This is a genomic window from Shimia aestuarii (genome assembly GCF_900114635.1).
In the GTDB taxonomy this organism is placed as follows: Bacteria; Pseudomonadota; Alphaproteobacteria; order Rhodobacterales; family Rhodobacteraceae; genus Shimia; species Shimia aestuarii.
In genome coordinates this window covers 601312-613251 of sequence record NZ_FOTQ01000001.1, presented here as the reverse complement: position 1 = coordinate 613251, position 11940 = coordinate 601312, and the positions used below count along the sequence as shown (strand labels likewise).

General features: G+C 62.9%; 11 protein-coding genes. 6 read left to right on the top strand and 5 right to left on the bottom strand.

Annotated features, from left to right (window positions below; all coding sequences use genetic code 11):
- Positions 1-78: 78 nt before the first annotated feature.
- Positions 79-846 (bottom strand): tRNA pseudouridine(38-40) synthase TruA, encoded by a 768-nt coding sequence (truA, locus tag BMZ35_RS03130; protein WP_093090783.1) that lies wholly within the window; start codon positions 844-846, stop codon positions 79-81.
- A gap of 109 nt (positions 847-955) precedes the next feature.
- Between truA and BMZ35_RS03125 the strand changes: the two genes are divergently transcribed.
- From BMZ35_RS03125 to BMZ35_RS03115, 3 genes are read left to right on the top strand one after another with little or no spacing between them, the layout of a single operon-like run.
- Positions 956-2371, top strand: a complete 1416-nt coding sequence (locus BMZ35_RS03125) for a YcjX family GTP-binding protein (protein ID WP_093090781.1) — start codon at positions 956-958, stop codon at positions 2369-2371.
- The gene (locus BMZ35_RS03120; protein ID WP_093090779.1) at positions 2368-3357 is read left to right on the top strand and encodes a YcjF family protein; all 990 of its coding nucleotides are present in this window, start codon (positions 2368-2370) and stop codon (positions 3355-3357) included. Before BMZ35_RS03125 ends, BMZ35_RS03120 begins: the two co-directional genes overlap by 4 nt.
- Before the next feature lie 59 nt (positions 3358-3416).
- Positions 3417-4127: a VIT1/CCC1 transporter family protein gene (locus BMZ35_RS03115; RefSeq protein WP_093090777.1), complete on the top strand. Its 711-nt coding sequence runs from the start codon at positions 3417-3419 to the stop codon at positions 4125-4127.
- Between the two features lie 130 nt (positions 4128-4257).
- Here BMZ35_RS03115 and BMZ35_RS03110 read toward each other — a convergent pair whose 3' ends face one another.
- Both BMZ35_RS03110 and BMZ35_RS03105 read right to left on the bottom strand, forming a co-directional pair.
- Complete coding sequence (locus BMZ35_RS03110) at positions 4258-4662, bottom strand: group III truncated hemoglobin (protein WP_093090775.1); 405 nt, start codon at positions 4660-4662, stop codon at positions 4258-4260.
- 85 nt (positions 4663-4747) lie between these two features.
- Complete coding sequence (locus tag BMZ35_RS03105) at positions 4748-5155, bottom strand: group III truncated hemoglobin (RefSeq protein WP_093090773.1); 408 nt, start codon at positions 5153-5155, stop codon at positions 4748-4750.
- Between the two features lie 256 nt (positions 5156-5411).
- Here BMZ35_RS03105 and ileS point away from each other — a divergent pair, with 256 nt between their 5' ends.
- The 3 genes from ileS (at position 5412) to BMZ35_RS03090 (ending at position 10356) form a co-directional block, all read left to right on the top strand.
- Positions 5412-8321, top strand: a complete 2910-nt coding sequence (gene ileS / locus BMZ35_RS03100; RefSeq protein ID WP_093090771.1) for an isoleucine--tRNA ligase — start codon at positions 5412-5414, stop codon at positions 8319-8321.
- Positions 8322-8447: 126 nt separating this feature from the next.
- Positions 8448-8906: a methylated-DNA--[protein]-cysteine S-methyltransferase gene (locus BMZ35_RS03095; RefSeq protein WP_093090769.1), complete on the top strand. Its 459-nt coding sequence runs from the start codon at positions 8448-8450 to the stop codon at positions 8904-8906.
- 61 nt (positions 8907-8967) lie between these two features.
- A complete protein-coding gene (locus BMZ35_RS03090; protein WP_093090767.1) occupies positions 8968-10356 on the top strand; it encodes an alpha/beta fold hydrolase in 1389 nt (462 codons plus the stop codon).
- Positions 10357-10362: 6 nt separating this feature from the next.
- On the opposite strand, the gene BMZ35_RS03085 is transcribed toward BMZ35_RS03090, so the two are convergent.
- Together BMZ35_RS03085 and BMZ35_RS03080 are read right to left on the bottom strand one after the other, a co-directional pair.
- A complete protein-coding gene (locus BMZ35_RS03085) occupies positions 10363-11058 on the bottom strand; it encodes a CDP-alcohol phosphatidyltransferase family protein (RefSeq protein ID WP_093090765.1) in 696 nt (231 codons plus the stop codon).
- Positions 11059-11130: 72 nt separating this feature from the next.
- Entirely contained in the window at positions 11131-11937 is an 807-nt protein-coding gene (locus BMZ35_RS03080) for an NAD(P)-dependent oxidoreductase (protein WP_242654680.1), read from the bottom strand.
- Positions 11938-11940: the final 3 nt, after the last annotated feature.

The following is an 11940-nucleotide window of genomic DNA, read 5'->3' as shown; positions in this document are numbered from 1 at the left end:
GGTCGGAGGGGTGCAGGCCCCTCTTGGACCGCGGGCCCAATTCATCCCCGGGGTATTTTTGGCAAATGGAAGAGATGTTCAGATGAAAGGGTCGTCGGGGTAGCCGACACCGGCAAGGTAAAGTCCTTGGGGCGGGCAGACAGGGCCACATGCCGCGCGGTCGCGAGCGGCAAGCGCGTTGGCTACGTCACCCGGCGTCCAGGCACCTGCGCCGACCCGTTCGAGCGTGCCGACAAAGCTGCGGACCTGATTGTGCAGAAAGGAGCGGGCGCGGACGTGAAAGTGGATTTCCGGCCCCCAGAGCGTATCGACACGTTCGACGCGCAGTTCATCAAGGGTTTTGACCGGGCTGGCGGCCTGGCAGATGGTGCTGCGGAAAGTGGTGAAATCGTGATGACCGATCAGGTGGTCGGCGCCGCGCTGCATGGCGTCTGCGTCCAACCTGTGGTTCACGCGCCAGACGAGGCCGGATTGATGCGTCGCAGGGGCGCGGCGCATGAGGATGCGAAAGAGGTAGCGCCGCTCAACCGCCGAGAAGCGGGCGTGCCAGTCATCCGGGACGCGGGCGGCGTTTCGAATGGCGACGGGGGCGGGTTTCAGATGGTGATTCAGTGCCTCGGACAGGCGGAAGGGGTCCCAGTCCTTGGACATGTCGCAATGGGCGACCTGAGCGAGGCCGTGCACGCCCGCATCGGTGCGTCCTGCGGCGGCGATCGTGTGTGGGCCGGGTTCGAGGCGCGCAAGCGCGGCTTCGATGGCTCCCTGCACCGAGGGCTGATCCGCCTGGCGCTGCCAGCCGGCAAAGGGGTGTCCGTGGTATTCGACCTGAAGGGCATATCTGGGCATGGGCGCGCTTTAGACGATTCCAAGGGGGAAATGAAGCGGTCTTGGGCCACTGGAAAAGGGCGGGGGCAGGGCTTAGGTTCGAAGCGAAGCAGTCAAAGGGGCCGTTGGTTTGGTCATTTCCACAATTGCGGACAGCGTGACACGCGGGGTCGAAGCCATCGGCGACGCGGTGTCAGAGGCGTTGTTCGAGCCGGTGATCCGTTTGGGGGTGACCGGGTTGGCGCGGTCGGGCAAGACCGTTTTCATCACCTCTTTGGTGGCCAACCTGATGGATCGGGGGCGTATGGGGCAGCTGGTGGCGGCCTCGGAAGGCCGCATAGAGGCAGCGTTTCTGCAGCCGCAACCGGATGTCACGGTGCCGCGTTTTGATTATGAGACACATCTTGCGGCCCTGACCGGGCCGGAACCGCGTTGGCCTGACAGCACGCGGGCGATCAGCGAATTGCGCCTGTCGCTTAGGGTACGCCCTTCGGGATTGCTCTCGGGGTTGCAGGGGCCGCGTACGATCCACCTTGATATCGTGGACTATCCGGGGGAGTGGTTGCTGGACCTCGCGCTGCTTGACAAAAGCTATGCGCAGTGGAGTGGTGAGGTTCTGGAGCGCATTGCCGGGCGCGCCGAGGCCGAAGCCTATTGCGCGTTGATGCAGGCTGCAGATGGTGCAGCGGAACTTGATGAGCCGAGCGCCAAGGCGCTTGCCGCGGCCTTTACCGATTACCTCAACGCGGCGCGGAACGCGGGGTATTCCGATTGCACGCCGGGGCGGTTTTTGCTGCCGGGCGACCTTGAGGGATCGCCGGTTCTGACCTTTGCGCCCCTGCCAGAGGTGGTGCGGGCCGGGAAGCGGTCCTTGTGGCGGGCGTACGAGCGGCGGTTCGAGGCCTATAAGGCCCAGGTGGTGAAGCCGTTTTTCCGGGACCATTTCGCACGGATTGACCGGCAGGTGGTGCTGGTCGATGTGCTTGGCGCGATCCATAACGGGCCGCGCGCCGTGGAAGACATGCGGGGCGGGCTGGCAGATATCCTGTCGGCGTTTCGACCGGGACGGAATGCGTTTCTGAGCCGGTTGCTGTTGGGCAAGCGGGTGGAGAAGATCCTGTTTGCCGCAACCAAAGCGGATCATTTGCATCATTCCCAACACCCCCAGCTGACCGCGATCATGCAGGCGCTGACCCGCGATGCGGCGGACCGCGCACAGTTTGCCGGGGCTGAAACCAGCGCATTGTCGCTGGCGGCGCTCAGGGCGACGGTGGAGGAAACGGTTGCGCATGACGGGAAGGCGCTTGATTGCGTGCGCGGGCGGTTGCTCGATACCGGGCGCCAAGCGGCGTTTTATCCAGGGGCATTGCCCGATGATCCATCGCAATTGCTGGTTCCCGCTCGGGACGGGGCCGAAACCTGGCTTGGTCAGGACTATGAGGTGATGAAATTTGCGCCCGCGCCGCTGAGCTTGCGCCCAGGTGAGGGGCCGCCGCACATCCGGCTGGACCGGGCGGCGCAATTCCTGATTGGAGATCGGTTGTGACCAACGGGCCTGTGTTGATTGATTTGGACGACAAGCCGTCCGTGAACGTGGCCGAAGCCGCGCCGGTGCCGGATGTGACGCCGCCTTTGCCGGAGGGGCAAGCGATGCAGGTCGCGGCGCGGTTGGGCGCGCGGAGGCCGTCACGGCTTGCGCGGTGGTTCTGGGCGCTGCTGGCGGCGTTTTTCGGGGCGGTTGTTTCAGTGGCGGCTTGGGATTTCGTGACCGGGATGGTCGCGCGGTCACCGGTTCTGGGATGGGCCGTGACCGGATTGGGCGCGGCGTTGCTGCTGGTGGCTGTGGCCATGATGTTCAAGGAGCTGGCCGGGTTCGCGCGGTTGCGCCGGGTCGACCAGCTGCGGCAGCAGGCGGATGCGGCACAAGCGGGCGGGACGCTGGCCGAGGCGCGCGTGGTCGTAGACAATCTGACCCGGTTCTATCGCGGTCGCGAGGATACGCGTTGGGGCCGGGAGCGGCTGGCGGAGCGACGCGGAGACGTCATGGATGGCGATGCCCTGTTGCAGCTGGCCGAAGCCGAGGTGATGGCTCCTCTGGACGCAGCAGCACGGCGGGAAGTGGAGGCGGCTGCACGGCAGGTGGCGACCGTCACTGCGCTGGTGCCGTTGGCGCTTGCGGATGTGGTGGCGGCGTTGACGGCCAATATGCGGATGATCCGGCGTGTGGCCGAGATTTACGGCGGGCGCGCAGGAACGCTGGGCAGTTGGCGCCTGTTCCGGGCAGTGATGACGCATCTCGTGGCCACCGGGGCCGTCGCCGTGGGCGATGACCTGATCGGAACGCTGGCGGGGGGCGGTGCGCTGGCCAAGTTGAGCCGCCGGTTTGGCGAGGGGCTTGTGAACGGTGCCCTGACCGCGCGCGTTGGGGTCGCGGCTATGGAAGTGTGTCGACCCTTGCCCTTTGGCGAGGGGCGGCGTCCCTCGGTTTCCGGGTTGGTCAAAAGGGCGTTGACCGGGCTGTTTGATCGCTGAACCCGTCTTTTTTGATCTGGCGCATGGAGGCGCAGCGGCGGCTTTGACAGTCTGAGGCCATGAAAGATCATGGCCATTCTCAAAGCGAAGTCGAAAAAAGGATCGGTGCCCCGCCAGGGCGGGGATATCTGCGCGATCTTGTGTATGGCGGGATCGACGGATCGGTCACGACCTTTGCCATTGTCGCGGGGGTCGCGGGCGCCGGGCTGTCGCCGATGATCATTGTTGCGCTGGGGTTGGCGAATGTGCTGGCGGACGGGTTTTCGATGGCGGCGGGAAATTACTCGGGAACCAAGGCGGAGCTGGATCATGCGCGCCGGTTGCGGGGGGTTGAGAAGCGGCATCTGCGTGAGCACCCCGAGGGAGAACGCCGGGAGATAAAGGAAATCCTGCGCCTGAAGGGGCTGGAGGGGGAGGTTCTGGAGGCGGCGGCGGATGCGATTGCGGCCAACGAAGAGGCCGCCATTCAGTTGATGCTGGAAGGCGAATACGGTTTGGCCGGTGTGGATCCGCACCCGATGCGGGCCGCTGTGGCGACGTTCTTGGCGTTTCTTGTGGCCGGGCTGATTCCACTTTTGCCTTTTGTTTTCAGTGTATTGGACGCATTTACATGGTCTGCGGCGATGACGGGGGTTGTCTTTTTTGTCATCGGCGCAAGCAAATCATTTTGGTCGCCGGAGCCGTGGTGGCGGTCGGGGTTCGAGACGCTGGCGATCGGCGGTGCGGCAGCCGCGATTGCTTTTGGTGTGGGGTCACTATTCCACCCGTGAGCGAGGGGCAAGAGGCGCCGTTGGGACGCCTCCGGCGGGAGTATTTTGGGCAAAATGAAGGGGGTGTTGGGTGCAAAACCCCTTGCGGTTTTGCGTCGGTATCACGTCGGTATTGCGTCGGTTTGAACCGTCACTCTTGCAGATGGGGCGGGACTTTGCCCTGCATCCCCATGCTCAGCCGCTTGCCGAGGCGATGGGCGACCATGGACCAGGCGCGCGCCTGATCGGGCGAGAGTTCTTCGGACAGGACCGTGTCGAGCATGGCCAGCCAGGGTTCGAAATGGGCCAGTTGCATCGTGCTCGCCTGATTATGGGCTTTGAGCGGATTGCCCTGATAACTGTTCTCGCCCAGCAGAGTGCTGCGCCAGAAGCTTGCCACCCGGGCCACATGTGCGGGCCAGGCATCGTCTGTCACGGTCGCGGCAAATACGGGGCCAAGCGTGTCATCCCCCCGGATGCGATCATAAAACAGCGCGGTCACGTGGTCGATCTGCTCGGCGCTCAGGGTGGCTTCGGCGGTGGGCGTAGAGGTCATGGCAAAGGTCCGTCAATCGTTACCCGGTCAGGAAACCGGAGCGTTGACGCAAGGGCAATGATACGCATTGCCGCGCCCGGGCCCGTCAGCGTAGGATCGGGACGCCGCCGGGACCCTTCTGGCGTTCGACGACGCTGGCGCGCAGGCTGCGCCCGATTGTGTGTGCCAGCGCCGACCACGAGGCGGCCTGTTCGGGGGCGAGTTCCTGTTTCAGGGTCATGTCAAACAGTGCTAGCCACGGTTCGAACATGCCGGGGCGGACGTTTTGTGCCTGTTTGTGAATCTGGGCCGGGTTTCCGTCATAGCTGCGCTCGTAAAGGATCGCGTTGGCCCAGAACCGGGTGATCTTTTCCTCATGCGCGAGCCAGTCGCGCACGTGGACGGAAAAGACCGGGCCGAGACCCGGGTGCTGGCGGATTTGCGCATAGAACGCGGCAACAACGCGGGCGATGTCGTCGCGGGAGATGTCAAAGCGGGGTGGGATGGGGGACATGTTCAGGTCTCGCTCTCTGTGTGGGCACACTAGTGTTGCAGGCAAGAAGGGAAAAGAGCCAAAGCGCCGCGTTTCAACCCTCTGGACGCTGGTTTCGCGCGGGCCTATAAGACGGGCATGATGATGCACCGTTCCGCGATCATTATTCGAATTATATGCCCGGCGCTCTGACCCACGAGCCGCCGGGACAAGGCGTTTGAGATGTCGCGCCGCCCCAGACCATTCCGATACGACCGATAGATGAAGGACGCCAAAGATGTGCGCCGATACGCCTGAATACAAAGACACCCTGAACCTGCCCAAGACCGATTTCCCGATGCGTGCAGGGCTGCCCAAGCGCGAGCCGGCTTGGTTGGAGCGTTGGGAGAAGATCGGGGTTTATGACAAGCTGCGTGAGAAAGAAGGGCGCGATCCCTTCACGCTGCACGATGGTCCGCCCTATGCCAACGGGCACCTGCATATCGGCCACGCGCTCAACAAGACGATCAAGGACATGATCGTACGCTCGCACCAGATGATGGGGTATGACAGCCGTTACGTGCCGGGCTGGGATTGTCACGGGTTGCCGATCGAATGGAAGATCGAGGAACAGTACCGTGCCAAGGGTCAGGACAAGGACGCGGTTGACGTGGTCGAGTTCCGTCAGGAATGCCGTGCCTTTGCCGACAAGTGGGTCGACATCCAACGCGAGGAATTCAAGCGGCTGGGCATCACCGGCAATTGGGAAAACCCCTATCTGACAATGGATTACCACGCCGAGGCGGTGATTGCCGGGGAGTTCATGAAGTTCCTGATGAACGGTACGCTTTACCAGGGGTCCAAGCCCGTGATGTGGTCGCCGGTGGAGAAGACCGCGCTGGCCGAGGCGGAGATCGAGTATCACGATCACAAGAGCCACACGATCTGGGTCAAGTTCCCCATCGTGCGGGCGGTGGAGAAGACCGGGGCACGCTCGCAGCTTCTTGGCGTGAACGTCGTGATCTGGACCACGACCCCGTGGACGATCCCGTCGAACCGCGCCGTGGCGTTCAACCCGGACCTCTCCTATGGCCTTTACAAGGTCACGGCGGCGCCGGAGGGCAACTGGGCCCAGAAAGGCGAGCATTACCTATTGGCAGACAACCTGGCCGAGGACGTGATGAAGGCGGCCAAGGTCGAGGAATTCGTGCGCAAGCGCGATGTGAGCGCCGAGCAGCTTGACCTTTTGATCTGTGCGCACCCGCTGCGCGGGGTCTCGGGTGGCGAAGGCGAATGGGACTATGATGTGCCGATGCTGCCCGGCGACCATGTGACCGACGAGGCCGGAACCGGGTTCGTGCACACTGCGCCGAGCCATGGTGCAGATGACTTTATCCTTGGGGTGAAGCACGGGCTTCAGATGACCCATAACGTGATCGAGGACGGATCGTTCCGGGCGTCGCTGCCGTTGTTTGGCGGCGAGGTTATCATCACGCCCAAGGGCAAGGAGGGTGGCGCCAACACGGCGGTGATCAACAAGCTGGCCGAGGTTGGTGCGCTGATTGCGCGGGGCCGGGTGACGCATAGCTATCCGCATTCTTGGCGCTCGAAGGCGCCGGTGATCTTCCGCAACACGCCGCAATGGTTTGCCGCCGTCGATCGGGACATCGAGGACGGGCAGGGCGAGATGGGCGATACCATCCGCGAGCGGGCGCTGAATTCGATCGACAAGCTGGTGAAATGGACGCCGCAGGCGGGCCGCAACCGACTTTATTCGATGATCGAGAGCCGCCCGGACTGGGTGCTTTCACGCCAGCGGGCCTGGGGCGTGCCGCTGACCTGTTTTGTGAAGAAGGATGCGTTGCCAAGTGACGAAGGGTTCCTGTTGCAGGACCCGGCGGTGAACGCGCGGATCGTGGAAGCGTTCGAGGTTGAAGGCGCGGATTGCTGGTATGCCGAGGGCGCGAAGGCGCGGTTCCTTGGCAATGAGTATGATCCGGAAGAATGGGTGCAGGTCTATGACGTGCTGGACGTCTGGTTTGACAGTGGATCGACCCATGCGTTTGTGCTGCGCGACCGGGAAGACGGGACCAAGGACGGGATTGCCGACGTCTACATGGAAGGCACCGACCAGCATCGCGGCTGGTTCCATTCCTCGCTGTTGCAGGCCTGTGGCACCAAGGGGCGCGCGCCTTATCGCAACGTGGTGACCCACGGGTTCACGCTGGACGAGAAGGGCAACAAAATGTCCAAGTCGCTTGGCAATACCATCGTGCCTGAGAAGGTCGTGCAGCAATACGGCGCCGATATCCTGCGTCTGTGGGTTGCTCAGACCGATTACACCGCCGATCAGCGGATCGGGCCGGAAATCCTCAAGGGGGTTGCGGACAGCTATCGCCGGTTGCGCAACACGATGCGGTTCATGCTGGGGTCCTTGTCGGAATTCAGCGAAGCGGATCGGGTGGAACTGGCGGATATGCCGGAGCTGGAACGCTGGGTGTTGCATCGCCTTGCCGAGCTGGATCACAAGGTACGCACCGGATACGCGGCGTTTGATTTCCAGGGTGTGTTCAGCGCCGTGTTCAACTTTGCCACGGTGGACCTGTCGTCTTTCTATTTCGACATCCGCAAGGACGCGCTTTATTGCGACGGGGATACGCCGCGCCGCCGCGCCGCGCGCACGGTGCTTGATATCCTTTATCATCGTCTGACCACCTGGCTGGCGCCGATCCTTGTTTTCACCATGGAAGAGGTCTGGCTTGAGCGGTTCCCGGGCGATGAGTCCTCGGTGCATCTCGTGGACTTCCCGGACACGCCGGCTGATTGGCTGAACGAGCCGCTGGCCGCGAAATGGGCGCAGGTGCGCGAAGTGCGCCGTGTCGTGACCGCGGCGCTTGAAATCCAGCGGACCGATAAGGTAATCGGGGCGTCGCTTGAAGCGGCACCGACCGTTCATGTACGCAATGAAGAGGTGCTGATCGCGCTGAAGGGCGTGAATTTTGCCGATGTCTGCATCACATCGAGCGTCTCCCTGACCGGTGATCCGCTGCCTGCCGAAGCCTTCCGCATGCCTGAGGTTGAAGGCGTGGGCGTGGTCTTTGAAAAGGCGGACGGTGCGAAATGTCAGCGGTGCTGGAAAATCCTGCCGGATGTGGGCAGCCACGCGCATGCGGCGGTCTGCGGCCGTTGTGACGAGGCATTGAGCTGATTAGGAGCCGGCCTCCAACCGCATGATGAATTGGGGGCCAGCCCCCAAACCCCCGGAGTATTTCGGGCAAAATGAAGAGACGGGCGCCTTGCTTGCGGGGCGCCTTTTTCATTGGCAGGATGGGGTATGGAAGAGCGCTGGATGGAGAGCCCCTTGGGGGCAATGAGGATCGTCGCAGAGGACGGGGCGATTGTTGCGTTGGATTGGGGCGGCGTGCCGGAGCGCTCGTCAGATTGTGCCGTTTTGCAGGATGCGGAGGCGCAGTTGGCAGACTATTTTGTCGGGGGGCGGGAAGTATTCGACCTGCCTTTGCGCGTTCGTGGCTCGGCGTTTCAGCGCGCGGTTTGTGACGCGATGCGGGCGATCCCTTTCGGGTACACGCGGACTTATGGTGAGATCGCGGCCGATCTGGGTGTGCCCGCGCAGGCGGTCGGGCAGGCCTGTGGCGGCAATCCGATCCCGATCCTCATTCCCTGTCATCGCGTGATGGGGGCCAAGGGGCTGACAGGCTTCTCCGGCGCGGGCGGGGTTGAAAGCAAGGTTTGGCTTCTGCGCCACGAGGGGGCGGGCGGGTTCCTGATCTGAGGTTTTGGGCGAAACCGTTCCGCGTGCTAAACTGTGTCCTGCGCCAGCAGGAGATTTTTGTATGGAACGCAGACTTGCCGCGATCCTCGCCGCCGATATGGTCGGGTTTTCGCGGATGATGGAACAGGATGAAGAGGGGGTGCTGTCCCGCCAGAAGCGGCATCGCCGCGAGTTGATCGACCCCGAGATAGCCCGCAACCGGGGACGAATCGTCAAGACGACAGGCGACGGAATGCTGGCCGAGTTCGCCTCGGCACAGGATGCAGTGCGATGTGCGATCGACATTCAATCGGACATGGCCCGGCGGGAAGCGAGTTTGGAAGACGACCGGCGCATCGTCTATCGCGTCGGGATCAATATCGGCGACGTGATTGTGGACGAGGAGGACGTATTCGGTGACGGAGTGAATGTTGCGGCGCGGCTCGAGGCATTGGCGGAACCTGGTGGGGTGGCGATTTCGGACATCGTGCACCAGACGGTGCTTGACCGGCTGGGTGAACATTTCCGCGATCTGGGCAGCCAGCGCGTCAAGAACCTCACCCGGCCGATCCGGGTTTGGCAATGGAGCCTTGAGCGGCCCGAACCGCCCCCCGAGTTTCGGGAAGCGCGTGCGCAGCATGTGCGCTATGCCCGGTCGGCGGATGGAACGCAGATCGCCTGGGCGGAGACCGGACAAGGAAAGCCGGTTTTCAAGGCACCGAACTGGATGACTCATCTTGAGTACGAATGGGGGAACCCTCTTTGGTCCGGGTTCCTGCGGCGGTTCTCGGAGAATACGCGGCTGATCCGGTTCGATCAGCGGGGCAATGGCCTTTCGGATTGGGACGTGCCCGAGATTTCCAGTGATGCCATGATCGCGGATATGGAAGCGGTCGTGGCGGCGTCGGGGTTGGACCGTTTCGCGATCTTCGCGGCCAGCCAGGGGGCGGGGTTTTCGATCCGCTACGCTCTGCGCCACCCCGAGAAGGTCAGTTGCCTCGTGATCTGGGGCGGCTATCTTCAGGGGCGGTTGATGCGGGAGAGCCAGGAGGAAACCTTGCTCTACGACGCGGCCTGCAGGATGATCAAAGATGGCTGGGGTCTGCCCAACCCGATCTTTCGACAGTTCTTCACATCGAGCTTTGCCCCCGGATTGGCACCGGAGCAGCAGAAGGCCTTTGACGAAATGCAGCGGCTGACGGTGTCTTCAGAAAATGCGCTGGAACTGTTCAGGATGAACGCGCGGCTTGATTGTGTCGAAGAGGCGCGAAGGCTTGGTGTGCCGGTGCTGGTGTTGCATGCCTCGGGCGACCGCATTGCGCCGGTATCGCAAGGCAGGTTGATGGCGCGGTTGATCGATGGGGCCGAATATGCGGAATTCGCTGGCGACGATCATTTCATGTTCGAAGGGTCGGCCACCTTCGATGACATGTGCGCCGAGGCGCTTGCCTTTATCGACCGGCACGATTGACCCGGATCACAGCGTTTCGCGGTAGATCATCTGTTGCGCGGCCCCGGCGACCAGCAGGTAGGCGGAGGTGGCGACGAGGCCCCAGTGGGCCCAGCTTTCGGGATGGAAATCGACCCAGGCCGCCCAGCCGGCAAAGAAGGTCCAGGCGACGGCCATGGGCAGGGAAACAAGGCGCCAGCGTTCGGTGCGGACCGGGTGGATGAACTTGATCGGCAGGAACATGGCGATGGCCAGAACCGTGACGAGGGCGAGGCTCACCCAGAAGTTCGGCTCAACCGCGAAGATCACGATCACCAGCATGTTCCAGCATCCGGGGAAGCCGGAAAAGGAGTTGTCCTTTGTTTTCATGCGCGTGTCGGCAAAATAGAGAGCCGAGGTAAAGGTGATCACGATGATCGCGAACCAACCGGTCCAGCCGTCCATGAGCCCGGATTTGAAGAGGGCGAAGGCCGGGATGAAGACATAGGTCAGGTAGTCGATGATCAGGTCGAGCAATACACCGTCGAACTCCGGCGCGTATTTCTTGACATGATAGCGGCGTGCCATTGGGCCATCGAATCCGTCGACGACGAAGGCCACAACCAGCCAGAGGAACATGAGGCTCCATTTGCCGTCAACGGCGGCCAGCATGGCCAGCATGGCGAAAACCGCGCCGGTGGCGGTGAAGAGATGAACGGCGAGGGCGCGGGCGTGTTTGGTCATGGGGCACTCATGCCGCAAAAGGCGGAGGGGCGCAACTTTTTGGGCGGATGGAAATGCCTGCGACGCGGGTATTCATCGAGGGCGGAGGGCGCGAATAGCGGCTTGCACGGTTTCGGGAAGGGTTGTGTCGGCGTCTGGCGGGGCGGCATCCAGGGCGGAGGCGACGTCTTTGACGAGGATGCCAATGGTGTTTTCCGGGTCGAGACCATCGCGCGCGAACTCGATGTCGTTGAAGCCGGAGGCGAACCAGTTTTGCCCGGAAGAAGTGTGGATCAAACTCAGCAGAGCGGTTTCGTCAATTCCGGCGACGTCGGCCCAATCGAGCACAAGCCGGGTCATGGCTGTGTTGGAGGCGGCGAGCAGGTTGTTGAGCACCTTGGCCTGCATGCCGGTTCCGAATCCGCCCATGCGGTGAAAATGCGCACCCATGACATCAAACAGGGGCTGGTGGCGATCAAGCGCGTCGGTGTCTCCGCCCAGCATGAAGGACAGGCGCGCCTCTTCTGCGGCGATGGCGGCGCCCGACATGGGGGCATCTATCAGGGTGATATGCGCGGGAATGCGGTTGCGCAGATCAGTGACATAGCGCGGGCTGAGCGTGGAGGAGATGATCACCGATTGCAGATTGGGGGCTGTTGCGAGGTTCTGGGCGCCGAACAGCACGTCGTCGGTCTGGGCAATGTCGCGCACAACCGTGATGAGGGTGCGGAGATGGGCGCCGAACTCGGGCAGGGGGCGCATGTGGGGGGCGAGGGGGCCGAATTCTTCGGGTGGTCGGACGTCGAACCCCAACGCATCAAATCCGGCGGCGCGCAGGGCGGCGAGCATGGGAGCCCCCATGCGGCCACAGCCAGCCACGCCGATGCCGGTGAGCGACACGGC